At 67.4% G+C, this 21021-nt stretch carries 20 protein-coding genes; 8 read left to right on the top strand and 12 right to left on the bottom strand.

What is annotated here, in order from left to right:
• Nucleotides 1-131 precede the first annotated feature (131 nt).
• From BIU82_RS07815 to BIU82_RS07800, 4 genes are read right to left on the bottom strand one after another with little or no spacing between them, the layout of a single operon-like run.
• Nucleotides 132-911 carry an enoyl-CoA hydratase gene (locus tag BIU82_RS07815; RefSeq protein ID WP_070348901.1) on the bottom strand — a complete coding sequence of 260 codons (780 nt, stop codon included), beginning with the start codon at nucleotides 909-911 and terminating at the stop codon, nucleotides 132-134.
• 55 nt (nucleotides 912-966) lie between these two features.
• Complete coding sequence (gene mmsB / locus BIU82_RS07810) at nucleotides 967-1899, bottom strand: 3-hydroxyisobutyrate dehydrogenase (RefSeq protein ID WP_070348900.1); 933 nt, start codon at nucleotides 1897-1899, stop codon at nucleotides 967-969.
• Complete coding sequence (locus BIU82_RS07805; protein ID WP_070348899.1) at nucleotides 1892-2992, bottom strand: enoyl-CoA hydratase/isomerase family protein; 1101 nt, start codon at nucleotides 2990-2992, stop codon at nucleotides 1892-1894. The genes mmsB and BIU82_RS07805 overlap by 8 nt, the downstream gene beginning before the upstream one ends.
• Nucleotides 2992-4491 (bottom strand): CoA-acylating methylmalonate-semialdehyde dehydrogenase, encoded by a 1500-nt coding sequence (locus tag BIU82_RS07800; RefSeq protein WP_070348898.1) that lies wholly within the window; start codon nucleotides 4489-4491, stop codon nucleotides 2992-2994. The genes BIU82_RS07805 and BIU82_RS07800 overlap by 1 nt, the downstream gene beginning before the upstream one ends.
• A gap of 270 nt (nucleotides 4492-4761) precedes the next feature.
• Here BIU82_RS07800 and BIU82_RS07795 point away from each other — a divergent pair, with 270 nt between their 5' ends.
• Entirely contained in the window at nucleotides 4762-6408 is a 1647-nt protein-coding gene (locus BIU82_RS07795; RefSeq protein WP_070348897.1) for an amidohydrolase, read from the top strand.
• A gap of 44 nt (nucleotides 6409-6452) precedes the next feature.
• Nucleotides 6453-7619, top strand: coding sequence for an MFS transporter (locus BIU82_RS07790; RefSeq protein ID WP_070348896.1), 1167 nt, complete (start codon nucleotides 6453-6455; stop codon nucleotides 7617-7619).
• Nucleotides 7620-7746: 127 nt separating this feature from the next.
• Here BIU82_RS07790 and BIU82_RS07785 read toward each other — a convergent pair whose 3' ends face one another.
• Entirely contained in the window at nucleotides 7747-8469 is a 723-nt protein-coding gene (locus BIU82_RS07785; RefSeq protein WP_083292244.1) for an ankyrin repeat domain-containing protein, read from the bottom strand.
• Nucleotides 8470-8488: 19 nt separating this feature from the next.
• Complete coding sequence (locus BIU82_RS07780) at nucleotides 8489-9064, bottom strand: heme-binding protein (protein WP_070348895.1); 576 nt, start codon at nucleotides 9062-9064, stop codon at nucleotides 8489-8491.
• A 204-nt stretch (nucleotides 9065-9268) separates the two neighbouring features.
• On the opposite strand from BIU82_RS07780, the gene BIU82_RS07775 reads away from it, so the two are divergent.
• Nucleotides 9269-10447, top strand: a complete 1179-nt coding sequence (locus BIU82_RS07775) for a sensor histidine kinase (protein WP_070348894.1) — start codon at nucleotides 9269-9271, stop codon at nucleotides 10445-10447.
• Entirely contained in the window at nucleotides 10444-11064 is a 621-nt protein-coding gene (locus BIU82_RS07770) for a response regulator transcription factor (RefSeq protein ID WP_070348893.1), read from the top strand. The genes BIU82_RS07775 and BIU82_RS07770 overlap by 4 nt, the downstream gene beginning before the upstream one ends.
• A gap of 272 nt (nucleotides 11065-11336) precedes the next feature.
• Here the strand turns inward: BIU82_RS07770 and BIU82_RS07765 are convergent, their stop codons facing one another.
• Both BIU82_RS07765 and BIU82_RS07760 read right to left on the bottom strand, forming a co-directional pair.
• Nucleotides 11337-11912, bottom strand: coding sequence for a hypothetical protein (locus tag BIU82_RS07765; protein ID WP_139146535.1), 576 nt, complete (start codon nucleotides 11910-11912; stop codon nucleotides 11337-11339).
• Between the two features lie 308 nt (nucleotides 11913-12220).
• The gene (locus tag BIU82_RS07760) at nucleotides 12221-13357 is read right to left on the bottom strand and encodes an NADH:flavin oxidoreductase/NADH oxidase (RefSeq protein ID WP_083292243.1); all 1137 of its coding nucleotides are present in this window, start codon (nucleotides 13355-13357) and stop codon (nucleotides 12221-12223) included.
• 81 nt (nucleotides 13358-13438) lie between these two features.
• On the opposite strand from BIU82_RS07760, the gene BIU82_RS07755 reads away from it, so the two are divergent.
• The 4 genes from BIU82_RS07755 (at nucleotide 13439) to BIU82_RS07740 (ending at nucleotide 17579) form a co-directional block, all read left to right on the top strand.
• Entirely contained in the window at nucleotides 13439-14245 is an 807-nt protein-coding gene (locus tag BIU82_RS07755; RefSeq protein WP_070349151.1) for an exodeoxyribonuclease III, read from the top strand.
• Between the two features lie 37 nt (nucleotides 14246-14282).
• Nucleotides 14283-15149 carry a hypothetical protein gene (locus BIU82_RS07750; protein WP_070348891.1) on the top strand — a complete coding sequence of 289 codons (867 nt, stop codon included), beginning with the start codon at nucleotides 14283-14285 and terminating at the stop codon, nucleotides 15147-15149.
• A gap of 83 nt (nucleotides 15150-15232) precedes the next feature.
• Nucleotides 15233-15994, top strand: a complete 762-nt coding sequence (locus tag BIU82_RS07745) for a DeoR/GlpR family DNA-binding transcription regulator (protein ID WP_070348890.1) — start codon at nucleotides 15233-15235, stop codon at nucleotides 15992-15994.
• Between the two features lie 82 nt (nucleotides 15995-16076).
• Nucleotides 16077-17579: a mannitol dehydrogenase family protein gene (locus tag BIU82_RS07740; RefSeq protein WP_070348889.1), complete on the top strand. Its 1503-nt coding sequence runs from the start codon at nucleotides 16077-16079 to the stop codon at nucleotides 17577-17579.
• Here BIU82_RS07740 and BIU82_RS07735 read toward each other — a convergent pair.
• From BIU82_RS07735 to BIU82_RS07720, 4 genes are all read right to left on the bottom strand, one after another.
• Nucleotides 17576-18631, bottom strand: coding sequence for a LacI family DNA-binding transcriptional regulator (locus BIU82_RS07735; RefSeq protein ID WP_070348888.1), 1056 nt, complete (start codon nucleotides 18629-18631; stop codon nucleotides 17576-17578). The two genes, BIU82_RS07740 and BIU82_RS07735, sit on opposite strands and share 4 nt — an antisense overlap.
• Before the next feature lie 106 nt (nucleotides 18632-18737).
• Complete coding sequence (locus tag BIU82_RS07730; RefSeq protein WP_070349150.1) at nucleotides 18738-18962, bottom strand: hypothetical protein; 225 nt, start codon at nucleotides 18960-18962, stop codon at nucleotides 18738-18740.
• 93 nt (nucleotides 18963-19055) lie between these two features.
• Nucleotides 19056-19940, bottom strand: coding sequence for a carbohydrate ABC transporter permease (locus BIU82_RS07725; protein ID WP_070348887.1), 885 nt, complete (start codon nucleotides 19938-19940; stop codon nucleotides 19056-19058).
• 1 nt (nucleotide 19941) lies between these two features.
• Nucleotides 19942-20901, bottom strand: a complete 960-nt coding sequence (locus BIU82_RS07720) for a sugar ABC transporter permease (protein ID WP_253182728.1) — start codon at nucleotides 20899-20901, stop codon at nucleotides 19942-19944.
• Between the last annotated feature and the right edge of the window lie 120 nt (nucleotides 20902-21021).

Raw genomic sequence — 21021 nt, 5'->3', positions numbered from 1 at the left:
GAAGTGGGAGGGACAAGAGTGGGCGGGAGACACGCTTCGAAGCTGGCGACGCGGCTCTTTCCTTGCGCGCCCGGAATTCCGGGTGCGCCGGGAACGAAGCGCGTCGAAAACCTCCGACGCGCCCCGGAAACCTACCGCCCCCTGAACTCGGCCGGCCGCTTTTCCGTGAACGCGGCCATGCCTTCCTTCTGGTCCTCGCTGGCGAACAGGGAATGGAACACGCGGCGCTCGAACACCACGCCCTGCGCCAGGCCCATTTCGAAGGCCGCGTTCACGGCTTCCTTGGCCAGCATCGCGGCGGGTTTGGATTTGGAGGCGATCAGTTCGGCGGCTTTCAGCGCTTCTTCAATCACGACGCCGGCCGGCACCACGCGCGAGACCAGCCCGGAGCGCTCGGCTTCGTCGGCGTCGATGAACCGCCCGGTGAGCACCATGTCCATGGCCTTGGCCTTCCCCACGGCATGGGTGAGCCGTTGCGAGCCGCCCATGCCCGGGATCACGCCGAGGTTGATTTCCGGCTGGCCGAACTTGGCGTTGTCCCCGGCGATGATGATGTCGCACATCATGGCCAGTTCGCAGCCGCCGCCCAAGGCAAAGCCGGAGACCGCGGCAATGATCGGGATCCGCAGTCGCGTGAGGTTTTCCCAGCCGCGGAACCAGTCCTCGGCGTACATGTCCAGGTAGCCCTTGGACGCCATTTCCTTGATGTCGGCGCCCGCGGCGAAGGCCTTCTCCGAACCCGTGATCACCACGGCGCCAACACCCGGGTCCGCGTCCATGGCGGTCACGGCGGCAACGAGCTCGTCCATGGTGGCCTTGTTCAAGGCGTTCAGCGCCTTGGGCCGGTTCAGTGTCACCAGGCCCACCCGCCCGCGCTGTTCCACCAGGATGTTCTCGAATTGCTGCGTCAAGCCGTTCCCCTTCGTTCCGTGTTCCACGTGTGCCGAGCCGTCAGTAAGCCCAAGGCTACTTGCCCGATTTGTCCCTGATGTCCGTGATGATCCCGGAGAAGTCCCGGGCGGCACCTTCCCCCGCGGCAAAGGCATCGTAGATCTCCGAGGCCAGGTGCCCCATGCGGCCCTCGACGCCGGTGCTTTCCAGGGCATTCACCGCGAGCCGGAGGTCCTTGGCCATCAAAGCGCCCGCGAAGCCGGGCTGGTAGTCCCGGTTGGCGGGGCTGGTGGGCACGGGCCCGGGGACCGGACAGTTGGTGGTCAACGCCCAGCATTGCCCGGAGGCGTTGGAGGCGACGTCGAACAGCGCCTGGTGCGTCAGCCCCAGCTTCTCGCCGAGCACGAACGCCTCGCTCACCGCGATCATCGAAACGCCCAGGATCATGTTGTTACAGACCTTGGCGGCCTGCCCGGCGCCGTGGTCTCCGCAGTGCACGATCCGCTTGCCCATGTGTTCCAGGATCGGCTTCACGGTGTCGAAGTCCTCCGGCAGCGCCCCCACCATGAAGGTCAGCGTGCCGGCTTCGGCGCCCACCACGCCGCCGGATACCGGCGCATCCACGGAGCGGTGCCCTGCCTCCACCGCGAGGGCAGCGGCCTCCCTGGCCTCGTCCACGTTGATGGTGGAGCAGTCCAGGAACATCGTGTCCGGCGCGGCGACAGACAGCAGTCCCGGTCCACCATCCACGCCCCGGTAGGCATCCAGCACATGTTTGCCGCTGGGCAGCATGGTCAGCACGACGGCGGCGCCCTCCACTGCTTCCGCGGCCGACCCCGCCATCGGCACGCCGTGTTCCTTCGCAGCCTCCACGGCCGCGGGCACAGGGTCGAATCCCACCACCGTGTGCCCGGCCTTGATGAGGTTCACCGCCATCGGCCCGCCCATGTGGCCCAGGCCCAGGAAAGCGATGGTGCCTGCCGTTCCGGTGCTTGCGTTCTCAGACATGGCGCGACTCCTTTGGTTCGAAGGTCAGTTCCTGCCCCAGCGGTTCGAAATAGCGTTCGACGGCGGCCCGGTCCACTTCCGCGAGCGTGGACGGCGTCCAGCGCGGATTGCGGTCCTTGTCCACCACCTGCGCGCGGATTCCCTCACGGAAGTCGGCACCGGTCAGGCAATGCAGGCCCACCCGGAACTCCTGCGCCAGGGCCTCCTCAAGGGAACGGCCGCGCACGCGCCGCAGGGATTCGAGGGTGACCTTCACGGACGTGGGCGACTTCGCCTCGATGGTATCCGCGGCCTCGGCGGCCTCCCCGCCGGCAGCCCCTCCCTGGCCAAAACTGCGCAGCCGCCGCACGATCTCCTCCGCATTGTCGGAGTCATAGGCGGCGTCAATCCACTCGCGCTGCCGCTCCAGTACCGAGCCCGGCACCGCGGCGGCGTAAAGCGCGACGGCGGCATCCGGCGTCGAGCCTTCCAGCGCCGCCTTTTCGAGTGCCTCCGCAAGGGCCGGCAACTCGCCCGAGGGCACGAAGTAGTCCGCCAGTCCCAGGTACACGGCGTCCGCCCCGGAAAGGTGCGCCCCCGTCAACGCCGCATGGGTTCCCGTCTCCCCCGGTGCGCGGGACAGCAGGAAGGTCCCGCCGACGTCGGGCACAAAACCAATGGTGGTTTCCGGCATGCCGGTGCGGGTGCGTTCGGTGACGATCCGGTGCGAGCCGTGCGCGGAAACCCCCACGCCGCCGCCCAGTACCAGGCCGTCCATGAAGACGACGTACGGCTTGGGGTACCGCGCAATCAGGTCATTGAGGCGGTACTCGTCGCGCCAGAAGTCCGCAGTGGCGTGGCCGCCGTCGGGCATGTCTTCGTAGATCGCCACAATGTCACCGCCGGCGCACAGCCCCCGCTCGCCCGCCCCCTGCACCAGGACGGCGGCTACGGAGTCGTCCGAAGCCCAGGCCGCGAGTTGCTCCAGCATGGCCAACACCATGCGATGGTTCAGCGCGTTGACGGCCTTGGGCCGGTTCAGGGTGACGACGCCGAGCCCGCCGCGCTGCTCGAACAGGACCTCGTCGAACGGGACCTCCGGAGCCGCCTCCATCAGCTGCCCGCCGGCATCACGAAGCTGGCGCCCTGGCGGACCCCGGAGGGCCAGCGCGTGGTGACGGTCTTGGTCTTCGTGTAGAAGCGGAAGGCGTCCGGGCCGTGCTGGTTGAGGTCGCCGAAGCCGGAAGCCTTCCAGCCGCCGAAGGTGTAGTACGCGATCGGCACCGGGATGGGGACGTTGACGCCCACCATGCCCACCTCCACGCGGCTGGCGAAGTCTCGGGCGGCGTCGCCGTCGCGGGTGAAGATTGCGACGCCGTTGCCGTACTCGTGCTCGGAGCAGAGCCGGAGTGCTTCGTCGTAGTCAGCCGCGCGCAGCACGCTGAGTACCGGGCCGAAGATCTCTTCCTTGTAGATGGACATGTCCTTGGTGACGTTGTCGAAGAGCGTGGGGCCCACCCAGAAACCGTTCGGGTAGCCCTCCACGGTGAGGCCGCGGCCGTCGGCGAGGAGGGTGGCGCCGGCGTCGACGCCCGCCTGGATGTAGCCTTCGATCCGCTCTTTGGCACTTGCGGCGACCACCGGCCCGAAGTCCACGCCTTCCTTAAGGCTCGGGCCGACTTTCAGGTCCTTGATGCGTTCCTGCAGCTTCTCCACCAGGATGTTCGCGGTCTCCTCGCCCACCGGGACCGCCACGGAAATGGCCATGCAGCGTTCACCCGCGGAACCGTAGCCGGAGCCGATCAGGGCATCCGCGGCCATGTCCAGGTCCGCGTCCGGCATGATCACCATGTGGTTCTTGGCACCGCCGAAGCATTGGGCGCGCTTTCCATGGGCCGCGGCGGTGGCGTAGATGTACTGGGCGATCGGCGTGGAACCCACGAAGCCGATGGCCTTGACGCGCGGATCTTCGAGCAGCGCGTCCACGGCTTCCTTGTCCCCGTTAATGACGTTGAAGACGCCGTTGGGGACGCCGGCTTCGTTGTAAAGCTCGGCCAGACGGAGCGGCACCGAGGGGTCGCGTTCGGAGGGTTTGAGGATGAAGGCGTTGCCGGCCGCGAGCGCGGGGCCGGATTTCCACAGCGGGATCATGGCCGGGAAGTTGAACGGGGTGATGCCTGCGACGACGCCGAGCGGCTGGCGCAGCGAGTGGATGTCGATGCCCGGGCCGGCGCTGTCCGAGAACTCGCCCTTGAGCAGGTGCGGCGCGCCGGCGGCGAACTCCACCACTTCGATGCCGCGCTGGATGTCGCCCTTGGCGTCCAGGAAGGTCTTGCCGTGTTCGGAGGAGAGCAGCCGGGCCAGTTCGTCCATGTTTTCGTTGACCAGGTCCACGAACTTCAGCAGGATCCGGCCGCGGCGCTGCGGGTTCATGGCGGCCCATTCGAGCTGGGCTTTCTCCGCATTGGCCACCGCTTCCTGCACCTCGGCCTTGCTGGCCAGCGGAAGCCGCGCCTGGACCTCTCCGGTGCAGGGATCGTAGACGTCGCCGAAGCGGCCGGAGGTACCGTCCACCCGCTGGCCGTCGATGTAATGGGAAAGTTCGCGGACCATCAGAATGCTCCTTCGCATTGCCGGAATGGACTGCCGTAAAGGCCGTCCCGCGGACCGTGCCGCGCTGTGTGGAGGCACGGATTTCAGCCGTGGATTGTGGTGCCGCCGGCTCGTCTGGTCCCGAATATACTCGGACTTCCTACTATTTTCCAGAGTGGCGCAGCTCACTGACGAGCTCTGCCGGACAAGTCCCCTGCACTGCTGGACAAAGCCCGGGGGAGGCGGCGCACCTAGTCTGAATCGCAATCCCACAGCGAAAGGACGGAGCGCATGTCCGCAGCCCACGCAGACCTTCTCCTGGTCAACGGCGTCATCGATACCCTGGACCCCCAGGGCCCCCGCACGCACGCCCTCGCCGTCAAGGCGGGCAAAGTCCTGGCGAGCGGCGCGGAAGCCGAAGCGAGCCGCGGACCGGCCACCGCCGTCGTCGACCTCCAAGGCGCGTACGTGATGCCCGGGCTGCTGGACGTCCACAACCACCACATGCTCGCCGGGCAGATGGACCTGTTCGAGCTGGACGCGCCGCCGTCGCTGACCCTGGAGCAGTTCCTCAACACCATCGCCGAGCGCGCCCGCACGCTCGGCCCGGACGAGTGGATCACCGGCGGCAGCTGGGGCTCCGGCCTGCTGGCCGAGCTCAACACCCCGGAGGCGCTGCGCCGCCTGGACGAAGCCACCGGCGGGCGCCCTGCACTCCTCAAGGACGACAGCAAGCACAACCGCTGGGCGAACTCCCGCGCACTGGAGCTCGCCGGGATCACGGACGCCACGGCGGATCCCGACGGCGGCCAGATCCTCCGCGACGCCACCGGCCGCGCCACCGGGGTGCTGATCGAGGCTGGCGGTGTGCTGCTGGAGCAGACCCTCGCGCGGCTGCAGCCGCAGGATCCGGCGAAGCTGGCCCGCGCCGCGGAGCGCGGCATCGAGCTCCTGCACTCCTACGGCGTCACCGGTTTCCAGGACGCCGCGGCATCCCTGCAACTGCTGCAGGCGCTCAAGCAGCTCGACGACGACGGGCGGCTGCACGCCTGGGTGGTCACCTCCATGCAGGCGAACGACTTCATCTTCGGCACCACGCCGCTCGGCGAAGGCATCATCTCCGAACGCGACGGCCTGCGCAGCGAGCACCACCGCCCGGATTTCATCAAGATCTTCCTGGACGGCGTTCCGCCGGCGGGCACGGGCGCCTTCCTGGAGCCGTACCTGCCGGTCGAGGGCTTCCCGGAATGCCACTGCGGCAACGCCACCATGGCGCCGGAGGAACTGGAAGGTTGGCTGATGCGCACGGCCGAACGCGGCATCTCGGCGAAGATCCACTGCACCGGGGACGCCTCCGTGCGGCTGGCCCTGGACACCATCGCCAAGGTCCGGGCCGCGGGATATACGGACACCAGGTACCACATCGCCCACGGGCAGTTCGTGCATCCGGACGACTACGGACGCTTTGCCGAGCTGGACGTCACGGCCGATATTTCGCCGTCGCTCTGGTTCCCGGGCGTGATCTCCGAAGCGATCGCCACCGTCCTTCCACCCGAACGGGCCTCGAAGATGCAGCCCAACCGCATCCTGCTCGACGCCGGCGCCCGCATTGCCGGCGGTTCCGACTGGCCCGTGAGCGTTTCCCCGAACGCGTGGGAAGGGATCTACGGACTGGTCACCCGCAAGGACCCGGCCGGAATCTTCCCCGGAACACTATGGCCGGAACAGGCCATCACGCTCCCGGAGGCGATCGCGGTCTACACCACCGCCTGCGCCGAAGCGATGGGCGTGGACGATGTCACCGGTTCCCTGGTTCCCGGCAAATCCGCCGACTTCATCGTCCTCAGCGACAACCCCTACGACGTGGACATCGAAAAGATCCCGGCCATCCACGCCCGGCAGACCTGGTTCGCGGGCCGGAAAGTCTACGAAGCCTGAGTTCCTTTTCCATCACCCCTCCCCCTCCCCACGGAAGAGCAGCCATGACAACCCTCCTCAAATCCGCTGTGCCCTCCACGGCGTCGGACCGCGGCACGTATACCTACGTGGCCGTCTACAGCGCCGTCCTCTACACCGTGCTCCTCATCGCGCCCGTGGTGGCCGGCAAGCTGATCCAGCAGTTCGCCCTCACCCCGGTCCAGCTGGGCGGCCTGTTCTCGCTTGAACTCGGCGCCTTCAGCCTGGCAACCGTGCCGGCGTACCTGTGGCTGCGGCGCATCAACCTGCGCACCGCGTCCTACCTGTTCACCGCCGTCGTGATCGCGGGCAATGTGCTCTCCGGCTTCGTGGACGATTTCGGTCTGCTGATGGCGGTCCGCTTCGTCACCTCGCTGGCCGCCGGCTCGATTACGGTCATCCTGCTGACCTTGAGCGGCAAGACCTCCAACCCCAGCCGGGCCTTCGGGATCTTCGTGGTGTGCCAGCTGGCCATGGGCGCGCTGATCCTGGCGGTGTTCCCGGCCCTGTTCGCCAACGCGGGAGTCTCGGCGATCTACTGGACGCTGGCCGGCCTCGGCCTGGCGTGCCTTGCCGTGGTGAACAGGATCGACGGCGAAGCGCTCCGCCGGGAGATGCCCGCCGCGGCCGCTGCGCGCAGCAAGGTTCCCGTGGCGAAGTTCGCGGCCGGGCTCGCCGCCGTCTTCCTTTTCTATGTTGCCCTCAGCGGCGTGTGGTCCTTCATGGCACAGATCTCCGCGGCCGCCGGAACCGAACTTTCCGCCACCAGCCTCGTGCTGTCCATCGCCACCGTGGCCGGCATCGTATCCGCGCTCGTGGCCACCGTCCTGGGCGATACCCCGCGGCGCCGCCTCTACCTGATCGTCGGTTACCTTGGCATGGCCCTGAGCGTCGCGCTGCTGTTCGGGACTCCCGGGCTCATCCAGTTCGCGATCGCCGCGGTGATCTTCAAGTTCGCGTGGACGTTCATCCTGCCGTACCTGCTCTCCACGCTGGCCGATCTCTCCGGCGGCGGGCACGTCATGAACACCACCAACCTGATGATCGGCGGCGGCTTCTCGCTCGGCCCCATCCTCAGCGGCAGCCTCATCCAGTCCAGCGGCGGATTCACCAGCATGCTGGCGCTGTCCCTGGCCGGGGTGCTGGCGTCCTTCGCCTGCGTGCTGGTGGTCGCGAAGCGGCAGGCTGCTTGACGCGCCGCCCTTCCTGACCTTCTTTGGAGGCACAACAGGGACGGCACACCTTTCAGCAAAGGTGTGCCGCCCCTGTTTGCTCCCCAAAGAGGGTCAGGACGGTTGCGCTGTTTAAAGCGTCTTGAGCTCAGCGCCCCCGGATCAACTCCGCAATCTCCGTGAAGCCCAGCCGCTCCGCGTTCTGCAGGGCCGTGCGGCCCTGAGGGTCGCGGATGTCGGGGTCGGCACCGGCCTCAAGGAGCAGCCGGACTGCTTCCTGCTGGCGGGGTCCGCCGTTGTTCAGCAGGATGGCTTCCTGCATGGCGGTCCAGCCCAGGTTGTTCACGTGGTTCACCGGCACGCCCGCGGCGATCAGGATCTTGATCGTCTCCACGTGCCCGTGCTCACCGGCGGGAATCAGTGCCGTGCCGCCGTAGCGGTTGGTGGACTTCACGTCCGCACCGGCCTCGATGGTCAGCTTCAGGACCTCGTTGAAGCCCTCCGCCCCGGCGTAGAGGAAGGCCGAGTCCTGGATGTCGTCCTTGGCGTTGACGTTGCCGCCGGCCTCGATCAACTTCTTCACCTGAGCGGGGTCGTTGGCCTTCGCCGCGCGGATGAGCTGCCGGTCGATATCCATCTGGGCCTCCTTGCTGAGGACGGGTCGCTTGCTTGTGGGCGCAACGGAAGCAGCCGACGACGGCGCCGCCGACGCGGGTGCCGGGCTCGCCGCCGGGGTGCTTGCCGCCGTCGTGCCCGCCGACGTCGGGACGTTTACGGGCGGCTGCCCGCCGGAACAGGCAGCCAGGAACAGTATCAATGCAGCGGCCGGAGCTCCCTTGAGGAAGCCCCGGCCGCGGTGTGCAAATGCCATGGGTTACTGGGCAGACTTCTTACTGGGCCAGGATGGCTTCTGCACCGGCGGTGGCGCAGGCCTCGTCCAGCATGCCGTCCGGAGCACCGCCGACGCCGATGCCGGCCACGGATACACCGTTGACCTTCAGCGGAACGCCGCCGGCCAGGAAGAGGGTGCCGGGGAGGTCGGCGATGGAGGGCTTGCCGTTGCCGGAGATGCGGCCGTTGAGCTCGCTGGTCGGGGCACCGAAGGCAGCGGCGGTGTAGGCCTTCTGCTTGGAGGCTTCGATGGTGTGCTCGGCAGCGTTGTCGCCGCGCAGCACAGCCTGGACGGTGCCGAAGCGGTCAACCACGGAGACGGTGACGAACGGGAGCTTGTCGGCAGCGCACTTGGCGAGGGCAGCCTGGACGGCCTTGGCGGAGGCGGTGGCGGAGATGCGGTTCTGGGCCACGGTGGTGCCTTCGCCGGCGGGGATGTCGACGGCGGGAACAGCGGCGGGTGCTGGAGCCGCGGCCGGTGCGCCTTGGCCGGCGTTGGCGGCGACGGTGATGCCGCCGGTCAGGAGGAGGGCTGCGGCTGCTGCGGAGAAGGTCGTGAGCTTGCTGAGGGCCATGATTGACACCTTTCTGAGTGCTTCACCGGCGGTTCTGCCGGGCTGTTGGTATCCATGTTGCCGGGCCCTTCAACGCCGCACATCGGCACATCAGCGGGCCTTGGATCATGCTTTCAGCCATCCGTCTCAGCCAAAAGTATGAGAGGCCATATTTCGCGCGGAATCCGGCCGGTCCTGCACGGTGGACGGTGGAATACTTGCCGCATGACCACAGCAGACACCCGCCCTGAACGGGAGCGGCAATTGAACTTCGCCGTGCACTGCGGATTCGCCCTGCTGATGACGGCGTCGCTGATCCGGTATGTGTTCCGGCACGGCCCGGACGAGAACACGATGGTGCTGGTGCTGGCCGGCCTGCTGTGCGGGCTGTATGTGACGGCCGTCCGTTCCCGGGGCCTGTCCGCTGCCGTGGCCACCTGGGTCCTGGTGGCGGTGTGGACGGTGCTGGTGGTCCTGGCGCCGAGCTTCGCCTGGTGCGCCTTCGGGGTGTTCTTCGTGTGCCGTTCCGGCGTGCCGGCCCGGCAGGCGGCGGTGGCGACGGCGGTCACCGCGCTGAGCACGGCGCTCGGCCTGTTCAAGCTGAGCGGCTTCACGGATATTGCCGCGCTGCTCGGTCCGCTCGCCGCGGGGCTGGTGCTGACCCTTGTCTACGAGCGGCTGGAGACGGCCCTGTCCCGGCAAGCCGCCCTGAATGACGAACTCCGCGAAGCCCAGATCCAGGCCGTCGCCGCCGAACGCGCCGCCGGCACCATGGCCGAACGCGAACGCGTGGCCCGCGAAATCCACGACACCGTCACCCAGGGCCTGGCCAGCACCGTGCTGCTGCTCGAAGCCGCGGACCGCAAGGAAGGCCTGAGCCCCGAGGTCCGCCAGGCCACCGAACAACTGCGCCTCAACCTCGCCGAAACCCGTGGCCTCGTCCACGAGCTCGCCACCGCGGACGCCCCCGAAGAGCCGCTCGAAACAGCCCTGGCCACAGCGGTACGCAAGCATGTGGCGGACATGCGGGTCGCCGTCGTCGGGCAGCCGCGGGAGCTTCCCGCGGAGGTACGGCACGCCCTGCTCCGGATCGCCCAAAGCGCGGCAGCGAACGTGCTGCAGCACGCCCACGCGCAGACCGCGAGCGCCACGCTCGGATACCTGCCGCACTCTGTCACGCTGGACATTTACGACGACGGCCGCGGCTTCGCGCCGGACGCCACCGCCGGGCACACCCGCGACGGCGGGTACGGTTTGCGGGCCATGCGGCAGCGGGTGGAGCAACTGGGCGGCACGTTCGCCGTCGAGTCCGCGCCAGGTGAGGGTACGGTGATCGGTGTGGAAATTCCGCTGTTCCACACCGCAGAGTCCGAACACTCCGAGGCCGAAGGGGGCCTGCATTGATCACCGTGATCCTGGTGGACGACCACTTGGTGGTGCGCAGCGGGCTGCGGGCCCTGCTGAGCACCCAGCCCGACGTCGAGGTGGTGGCCGAGGCTTCCAACGGCGAGGACGGGGTGGCCGTGGTCCTGGAGCACGAACCCGATGTGGTGCTGATGGACCTGTCGATGGGTCCAGGGATCGACGGCATCGAAGCGATCCGCCGTATCCACGCCACCCGGCCCAAGCAGGCCGTGCTGGTGTTCACCACCTACGATTCGGACGCGGACATTGTGCGAGCCGTCGACGCCGGGGCCATGGGCTACCTGCTCAAGGACGCCGCGCCGGACGAGATTTTCGCCGCTGTCCGTGGGGCCTCGCGCGGGCAAAGCCACATGAGTGCACCCGTGGCCAGCCGCCTGTTCCAGCAGATGCGCAACCCGGACGAAGCCCTCACCCCGCGCGAAGCCGAACTCCTGAACCTGCTCACCGAGGGCCTCTCCAACAAGGAACTCGGGCGCAAGCTGTTCATTTCCGAGGCCACAGTGAAGTCCCATCTGGCCCACATCTACGCCAAGCTCGGGGTGGATTCCCGCGCCGCGGCGATCGCGAAGGCCCTGCGCCGGGAGGGGACCCGGTAGGGGTTGCCTTCGGCGGCTCGGGGCGCGGTCGTGGGGCACTTTGGCGGCGCTGACTCTCGGTCTAGGCGCAAACACTCGGTGTGTCGCGTCAAAGAGCCCCACCTCGGTTCCCTGGGTCCGGGTCTGGAACCCATTGCGACGCTCCTTCCCAGTTGCCTCCGCCTCCCCCGCAGCGCCTCAGTATTTTCCCAGCTCAGGGGCCGGAGGCTGGGCCCAATCGGTGCGGCCCACGGAGCAACCGGGAAGGAAGATCGCTCGATCTAAACGACGACTCAGCGCGCCCCCGGCACGTAGAGCTCAGCGTTCAGCTCCTGGATCTCCAACGCTTGCTTGCACACTTTGATCCACTGGCGGGTCCGGTGCCGGAAAAGGATTGCCCTGATCTGTACACTTCCTGCGAAAACCACCAGGAAGTACGCCAGACCGCCCACGAACCATGCAGCCTCGCCATGAATTTGTCCGGCTTCCTGGAGAGAAACGTGGTCCTGCATTCTTGGATCGCCTGCGACAAACGAGGCCATCGCCAACAGAAGGCTGGCCCACATTGCGAACGATCCGCCGATGATGCTCACAAAGTTCATGAGCCTCTCCCAATGAGGCTCCCGCAGGTCCTGTTCCTTCTCCTCGAGCAAGCCGACAACCAGGGTGCGCGGCACCACCATCAGCTTCTCTACGTCTTCTTCCCTCGGCTTCCCGGGTCGGCAGCGAAGTGGCCTGACGGAGTCGTCGGCAGCGTAGCTAATACGGGCGGTCAGCATTTCTCGTCTGGGCATGATGTCTCCTTTGGTCAGGGAAAGACCAATTCGCTCCTGATACCCAAAGGTCACGCTGTTGCCGTTTTTGGACACCCAAGCTCACCTTGTTGCCAATTCGTTACTTGCCCATCCCTGACGTTCCCTCCCAGTTGCCTCCGCCCATCCCCGCAGCGCCTCAATAATTTCCCAGCTCAGGGCCCGGAAGCCTTGGCGCAGTCGGCACGGCCTGCGAAGCAAGCGGGAGGGAGCGTCACCGGAGCCAAGGTGGCACGTGCCGGTCTGACCTTCTTTGACGGCGCCCAAAAGAACAGCCCGCACAACACAAGGCGCCGCCGCCCTGAACCTCCGGCAAAGAGGGGCAGGACGGCGGCGCCCCGGCACTAAAGGCCCCTACAAAACGCTCACCAGTGCGCGCGCCAATACTGCGGCGCGAACGGGGTCTTCTCCACGGCTTCGCCCAGTTCGCGGGCGGCCAACGCGGCCCAGTTCGGCTCCCGGAGGGCGGCGCGGGCGATCGAGACGCCGTCCGCCTGGCCGTTGACCAGCACCTGTTCGGCCTGCTGCGCCGTGGTGATCATCCCGACTGCGGTCACGAAGGCGTCGTTCTCCACACCCCGTTCCAGGGCGTCCGCAGCGAGCGCCTTCTTCACGATGTCAGCCAAGGCGATCTGGTACCCCGGGCCGACCGGCCCACGGTAAGCGCCGATCCCGCCGCTGGACAGGTCAAAGACCGTCACGCCGACCGAACGCAGTTCCACAGCCAACTGAGCGGTTTCCTCGATGGTCCAGCCACCCTCAACCCAGTCCGAACCGGAGAACCGCACGCCCAGCGGCTTCGACGCGGGCCATACGGCGCGGACCGCGGAAACCACCTCACGCAGGTACCGGGTGCGGCCCTCATAGGAGCCGCCATACTCATCGGTCCGCGTGTTGCTCAGCGGAGACAGGAACTGGTGGATCAGGTACCCGTGGGCGGCGTGGATCTGGATGAAGTCGAACCCCGCAGAGTCGGCGCGGCGGGCGGCGGCCGCCCAGTCCTCAACGGACTCCTGAATCTCTTCCACGGACAAAGCCCGCGGCTCGGCCAGCCCGTGCACCGAGGTGACCGACGGCGCCATGGTGGTCCAGCCGCCGTCGTCCACGGGAACGGAACCGGTAAAGCCCTGGGAGGCGAAGCGCGGAACCCAACCGTAGGTGGACGCCTTGCCTCCGGCGTGAGCCAGCTGCACACCCGCAGCGGCGCCCTGGCCCTTGATGAACGCGGTGATCGGCTTGAAGGCTTCGGCCTGTTCGTCGTTCCAGAGGCCCAGGTCCTCAGGCGAGATACGGCCTTCCGGCACCACGGCGGTGGCTTCCGCGATCACCATGCCGAAGCCGCCCGCGGCCCGCGCACCCAGGTGGACCAGGTGCCACGGAGTGGGGACGCCGTCGCGGGCTTCGACGGAATACATGCACATGGGCGCAAGGAAGGTCCGGTTGCGCAGCGCGAGCTGGCCGGACGGGGCGGACAGGGTGGCTTCAGAGAAAAGTGTGCTCACATCGGTGGGCAACCGGGGCGAACCGCAAGGTATTCCGAAACACCGGACAACCCGCCAGCCAAGTTCGGTAAGTTAGTGGCTGTGAAGATTGCTACCTGGAACGTGAACTCCCTCCGCGCCCGCGCAGACCGCGTCGAGGCCTGGCTGCAGCGCAGCGATTGCGATGTCCTGGCCATCCAGGAAACCAAGTGCAAGGACGACAACTTCCCCTGGGAGCTCTTCGAACGCATGGGCTACGAGGTGGCGCACTTCGGCCTGAGCCAGTGGAACGGCGTGGCGATCGCCTCCCGTGTGGGGCTCGACGACGTCGAACGCACCTTCATCGACCAGCCCGCCTTCGGGAAGGCCGGCAAGGATCCGGTCCAGGAAGCGCGTGCCATCGCCGCCACCTGCAACGGGGTCCGCGTCTGGAGCCTCTACGTCCCCAACGGCCGCGCCCTGGACGACGAACACATGCCCTACAAGCTCAAGTGGCTGGAAACCCTGAAGGACCACGCGGCCGGCTGGGTCACCGGTGACCCGGAAAGCCAGATCGCGCTGATGGGCGACTGGAACATCGCCCCCACGGATGACGACGTCTGGGACATCGACTACTTCATCCGCAACGCCATGACCCACGTCAGCGAACCCGAACGGGCAGCGTTCCGCGCGTTCGAGGCCGCCGGCTTCACCGACGTCGTCCGCCCGTACACCCCGGGCCCCGGCGTCTACACCTACTGGGACTACACCCAGCTGCGCTTCCCCAAGAAGGAAGGCATGCGCATCGACTTCGTCCTCGCTTCCCCCGCGCTGGCCGCCCGCGTCACCGGCGCGGAAATCGACCGCGAGGAGCGCAAGGGCAAGGGAGCGTCGGACCACGCCCCCGTGATCGTCGAACTGGCGGACTAACGAAGAGGCTGTTCAGGTACGAGGAGGCGGAGCCGGCATGAGCGAAGATTTCTACCGTGGCCAGGCAGGACTCCCCTTTTCGTCTGCGCTGCGGATCTACGAACCGCTCGAGGCGTTCCCGGAACGGCAGCGCGAACAGCTCGAAGCCGGTGGAACCCGCCCGGGTTCCCGCGCCGCCGTCGAGCACGCCGAACTCCTCGCCTCGCTGGGCCGCGTCACGCGCCCCGGCGGCGACCCTTTCCCCACCGGCCGCACCGATCTGGTGCGGGTCACGCGGGTCCCGTCCGAGGATGGAAATCCCGACGCCGGACGCCTCCTTTACTGCCCCAGCCAGCTGGTGATCCGGGCCGGCTTGGCCGCGAACGCGCTGATGGAGGGCATCCACGGTTCGCTCGCGGAACTGCTGATCCCGGTGGACCAGCGGCAGAAGCACCAAATGCGGATCGACCGTATCAACGCCGGGCACGATTCCAAGCGGGTGCACACCCGGGCCTCCACGTGGGGCATTCCCTTCAGCTGGTTCTCGCTGTTCCAGGAATCGGACCGCAAGGACGTGGTGGAGGGCAACGGGCGCATCCTCACCGTACGGGTATGGGTGCCGCTCACCGAGGCCCTGGAACGGGCGCGCTTCGCGGTGGCCAACCTGGCCCTCGCCGCCCCGGACCTGGACATGCTGGACGACCTCACCCAGCTCACCGAGTGGCTTGAGCAGTTCCACGTCGAGTCCATGGTGGAACTGGATTACGGGGCGGTGGCGGACAAGGTGTACCCGGACGAGTCCCCGCTTGATGTGCGCCTGGGCATCGAGTGCCTGGCCGAGGGCGACATGACCGGCGCGGCCGCCGCGTACCGTCGCTTGGCATCACGCTGGATCCCCATCCGGCAGCTGGCGCGGGCGTCCTAGGCACAGCCTCCAACGCAAACGGGCACCATCCGGACGCCCATTCGGCCTTGTCCGGGCGACCGAACGGGCAGCAGAATGGTGCGATGGAACCGGAACTCCGCCAATCGACCATCCTCGGCCTCGCCCGTGAAAAGGGCCGCGTGGACGTCACCAAGCTTGTCCCCGAGCTTGGCGCTGCCGCCGAAACCATCCGGCGGGACCTCCGCGTCCTGGTGGACCGGGGCCTGCTGCGGCGGGTGCACGGCGGGGCGGTTGCTGTGGAAAGCGCCGGCTTCGAAAGCAATGTCAGGCAGCGGGCGGCAAGCAACGTCGGTGAAAAACGAAGGATCGCTGCCGCCGCGGCCACGCTCCTGCGGGGCGCCGAAACCGTGTTCATCGACGAAGGCTTCACGCCGGGTCTCATCGCCCGCGAACTGGATCAGCAAGCCCGGCTGACCGTGGTCACCGCGTCCTTGCCCGCCGCCCAAGCGCTGGCTGACCACAGCCAGGTCACGGTCCTGTTGCTGGGCGGGCGGATGCGCGGGCGCACCCTGGCCACCGTCGACCATTGGGCGCTGCGGATGCTCGGCGAGCTGGTCATCGACCTCGCCTTCCTCGGCGCCAACGGCATCTCCCTCCAGCATGGACTGACCACGCCGGACCCGGCCGTGGCGGCAGTCAAGCAGGAAGCGGTGCGGAGGTCCCGCCGTCGGGTCCTGGTGGGGTCCCACACCAAGTTCGGGGCGAGCAGTTTCTGCCGCTTCGCGGAACTGGCCGACTTCGAGGCGGTGGTCACGGGAAGCGAACTGCCGGCCCGGGAGGCGCAACGCTACGCCGCCGCCGGACCGCAGCTCATCCGCGCGTGAGCCCATTCGGTCATCAAACGGTCACTGGCACGCCCGTATCCGGCCTAGGGGTTTCCGGCCTGCCCGGCCCAAGATCGGAAGCATGACGAAACTGAGCCGCAACACCCTCACGGTACTCGACGCCCGCGTCGCCGTCCCCGGCTATGACCCCGCCACCGTCCGCGCCGGGATCGCCCACATCGGCGTGGGCGGATTCCACCGCGCCCACCAGGCGGTGTACATGGACCGGTTGCTCGGGCAGGCTCCCGAACAGCACAAGTACTGGGGCATCGTCGGCATCGGCCTGCTGCCGCACGACGCCGCCATGCGGGACGCCCTGGCGGGCCAGGACCATCTCTACACCGTGGTGGCCAAGCACGCGGACGGCACGCTGGAACCCCGCGTCATCGGCTCCCTGCTCGACTACAAGTTCGCGCCGGAGGACCCGGAAGCGGTCCTTGACGTCCTCACGGACCCCGCCATCCGCATCGTCTCCCTCACCATCACCGAAGGCGGCTACCACGCCGATCCCGCCACCGGTGAGCTGGTCCTGGACGACGGCCTGCTGGCGGACCTAGAGCCGGGTGCCGTTCCCGCCACGGCGTTCGGCTTCCTGGTGGAGGCCATCGCCCGACGGCGGGAGGCCGGCGTCGCGCCGTTCACCGTCATGTCGTGCGATAACATCCAGGGCAACGGCAGCCTCGCGTGCCGCATGCTCACCGCATTCGCCGCCCACCGCAGCCCCGGGCTGGCCGGGTGGATCGCGGAGAACGTCGCTTTCCCCAACTCGATGGTGGACCGCATCACCCCGGTGACGACGGACAAGGACAAGGAACTCCTCGCAGCGGAATTCGCTGTGGAGGACACGTGGCCTGTGGTCTGCGAGCCGTTCACGCAATGGGTCCTGGAGGACAACTTCCCCGCCGGACGGCCGGAGTTCGAAGCGGCCGGCGTGCAGCTGGTGGACGACGTGCTGCCCTACGAGCTGATGAAGCTGCGCCTGCTCAACGCCGGGCACCAGGCCATCGCGTACCTTGGCATCCTGGCCGGCTACCGCTACGCCCACGAAGCCTCTCAGGATCCGCTCTTTGCCCGCTTCCTCCTGGCTTACATGGAAGACGAAGCCACCCCCACCCTCGCACCGGTGCCAGGCGTGGACCTGGCGGCGTACCGTCGCGGCCTGGTGGAGCGCTTCGCCAACCCGGCGGTCGCGGACACCCTGGCCCGCCTGGCCACGGATGCTTCGGACCGCATCCCCACCTTCCTGCTGCCGGTGGTGCGGGAACGGCTCGCGCAGGGTGCGCAGGCGCCGTTGGCGGCGCTGGTGGTCGCAGCCTGGGCGCGCTACGCCGAAGGTGCGGATGAGCAGGGGCGGCCGATCGACGTCGTCGACCAGCGCCGTGCGGAGGTCATGGCGCGGGCCGCCGGCAACCGGACGGACCCCTTGGCGTTCCTGCGGGACGCGGGGTTGTTCGGGGACCTCGTGGAACAGGAGCGCTTCACCGCGGCCTACGCGGAGGCCCTGCGTTCACTTCACGAACACGGCGCGCGGACCACCTTGGAGCGCTGGAACGCCCTGTCCGAAGCGCGGGCTGAAGCGGACTAAACCGCAGGCGGGGCCGTCGTTTCACGTGCGATGAGGCGGTGTTCGGCGTACTCGCTGTGCACCGCGGAGTCGTCGCCCCCCAGTGCCGCCAGGAGCATCTGGGTGGCGCGCTGGCCTTGCGCGGCAGGATCCTGCCACACGGTGGTGAGGCCGACCGCGGCACCCATCTCATGGCCGTCGATGCCAACCACGGACAGTTCCTCCGGCACCCGGATACCCAGGCGCTGGGCTTCGAAGAGCACGCCAAGCGCCATCTCATCGGAGGCGCACATGATGGCCGTGGGTTTAGGGCCGCTTTGGGCCGCGAAGGCCCGGGCGGCCGTCACCCCGCCTTCCACGGTGAATTCGGCGCGGAAAGTCCAGCGCGGTTCGGGCTCGATGCCCATTTCCCGGAGCGCGTTTTCAAAGTCGGTGGCACGGAAATCCGGAACCGTGAACTGCTGCTGGACTTCACCGATGCCGTGCAGCATGGCGATACGGCGGTGGCCCAGGTCGCGCAGGTGGCGGGCGGCGGTGCGGGAGACTTCGCGGTCGTCCACGCCGATCGTGGACAGGCCGGGAACTGCACCGCCCACCGAAACCACGGGCATCTCGATATCCTGCAGCTCTTCGATTTCGCCGGGATTCAGGAAGGTGGCCAGCAGCACCAGTGCGTCGATCTGCTTCTGGACCATGGCCCGGCTGAACAGCCGTTCGCGAGGCGCTCCGCCGCGGCCGCCCAGGTTGAAAAGGGACAGGTTGTAACCGTGGCTGTGGAGTTCGCGTTCGACGCCGTCAATCACCTTGCCGAAGAACCAGCGGTCCACGTAGGGGGCAAGGACGCCGATGGTCCGGGTCTTGCCCGTTGCCAGGCCGGCAGCGGAGGAGGACGGAACGTATCCGAGGTCTTTCGCGGCGATGAGGATCTTGGTCCGGGTGGATTCGGAGACCCGCGGCAGTCCGCGGAGCGCGCGGGACACCGTGGCGGTCGAGACCCCCGCCGCGACGGCGACGTCCTCGATGCTGATCCCCGAGTGCCCTCCCCGCTGGGCGCGCTCGCTCGTCTTCGCCAATGAAATCCTCTCTGAGACCACACGAAGGCTGAAATCCCCTGCCGTGGCTTGGTATACAGCTTATTCTTGCCGCCCGGATTCCTTTGCTTCTTTGTTACCGCACCCGCTAACGGAGCCGCCGCCCCGTACGCGCGGGAAGCCGCTTGCGCAGCCGGATCAAGCCCCACAGTGCCAGGACGGAAGCCAGCAGCCCGAGCGCCCAGCCGAGCGCGGGCTGGGCTGTGAGCTCCATCCACACCGTGGTGACCAGCAGCACGAGCGCCCAGAATCCGAGGAAGCCGATCAGTATGTCCAGATCTTCGGCAGACCGGGCCTTGCGCCGCGCGTTGATGTCGTTTCCGGAGCCCCCGACGGCGGGGCTGCCGCCGCCGGGAGCTCCGGAATGTCCGGAACGGTTCACTTCGCTGTACTCACTTCGCTGCACTTACTTCACGGCGCCGGCGGTGAGGCCCGCAACGATCTTGCGCTGGAATACCAACACCAGGATCACCAGCGGGATGGTCACCACGGTTCCGGCCGCCATGACGGCCGTGTACGGCTCCTGGTGCGGTTGTGCGCCGGAGAACGAAGCGATCGCAACGGTGACGGTCTTGGTGGCGTCATTGGACAGCTGGCTCGCAATGAGGAATTCGTTCCAGGCGCCGATGAAGGTAAGGATCGCCGTCGTAAACGTCGCGGGCGCGGCGAGCGGCAGGATGACCTTCCGGAACGCCTGGCCCTGGGTGCAGCCGTCGATACGTGCTGATTCCTCAAGCTCCCACGGCATCTCGCGGAAGAAGGAGGTCAGGGTGTAGACCGCCAGCGGAAGCGAGAAGGAGATGCTCGGAATGATCAGGGCCTGGTAGCTGCCCATCCAGCCGATGTTCGTGAACAGCTGGAACAGCGGGGTGATGAGGGCGACGCCCGGGAACATGGAGGCGCCCAGGATGAAGCCGAGCACCAGGCTTTTGCCCCTGAACTTCAACCTCGCCAAGGCGTAGGCGGCGAAGACACCGACAACCAGGGAAATCACTGTCGTCACACCGGCGACGATGAGGCTATTCCACAGGTTTCTGGCGAAATGGTTGCCTCGGGATTCGTCGAACACCGTGGCAAAGTTGTCGAAGGTGAAGTGGGTGAAGAACGGCGTCGGGTCGAAGGTGTAGCCGACCTCGCGGAACGCGGTGACGATCATCCAGTAGAAGGGCGCCAGGCACCAGATCAAGATGATGCCCGCTTGGATATAGGTGCGTGCCGGGGCCCAGTCGAACGCGCGACGCCGGGCCGGGGCGTCTGCATGCCGGGCAGCAGTGGCGGTGGTGGTGCTCATGTCACTTCTTCCCTGTGGTTGCGGCGTCCACGGCGTTGGCGCCGAGGAAGCGGACGAAGATGAAGGCGACGAGGAAGATCACCAGGAAGGTGATCGTGGACAACGCCGAGGCATTGTTCAAGCCTTGCCGGATCTGGTCAACCACCAGGATCGAAAGCGTCGTGGTGCCGTTGGCGCCACCCGTCATGATCGCGGGGAGGTCGTACATGCGCAGCACGTCCAAGGTGCGGAACAGAATGGCCACCATCAGCGCCGGCTTGACCAGCGGAAGCGTGATCTGGGTGAAGCGCTGCCAGGCCGAGGCGCCGTCCACCTTCGCCGCTTCGTAGACCTCATCCGGGATCAACTGTAGGCCGGCCAGGATCAGCAGGGCCATGAACGGGGTGGTCTTCCAGACGTCGGAGATGATGATGGCCCATTTGGCCGGCCACTCGGAGCCGGTCCAGAGGATCTGGGTTCCCAACAGTTTGTTCACGATGCCGTCGAAGGCAAACATGAAGAAGAACAGCTTCGCGGTCACCGCGGTGGGAATGGCCCACGGCACCAGCACTGCTGCACGGATCACGGCCCGGCCGCGGAAAGCGCGGGCCATAATGACGGCCATCCAGAAACCGAGCACCGTTTCGAGAGCCACCGTCACGATCGTGAAGAAGAAGGTGGTGCCCATCGCGTCCCAGAACTGGGCGCCCAAGGTGCCCGGCGGGCAGGGACCCAGGGCCGGGCCGGAACCACATTGCTGAAGCAGCCAATGGGTGTAGTTCTCGAATCCGGCGAAGCCGCCTTCGGTGAAGAAACCGGTGGCAGGGTCCAGGCCGGAGTCCTTCTGGAAGGACATGATGATGGCATTGATGATGGGGTAAAGAATGACTACGCCGAGCAGGATCAAGGTGGGCGCGAGCAAGGTGTAAGCCCAGCGGCCCTGGGTGACCTGGCGGCGGTCCGCGCTTTCCTTGCCGGGCATATGGTGGGTGCCGGCCAACGCATCCTTGGCGCTGGTGGGCGTGGGGGCCTCGGTGGACATGGTGACTCCTGTTCTTCCCTTTCCGGGGAGGCCGGGGACCCGCCTTGACGGCGGATCCCC

Source organism: Arthrobacter sp. SW1 (genome assembly GCF_001766675.1).
GTDB lineage: Bacteria > Actinomycetota > Actinomycetes > Actinomycetales > Micrococcaceae > Arthrobacter.
The sequence above is the reverse complement of the archived record's forward strand: the minus strand, read 5'-3'. Positions and strand labels throughout refer to the sequence as shown.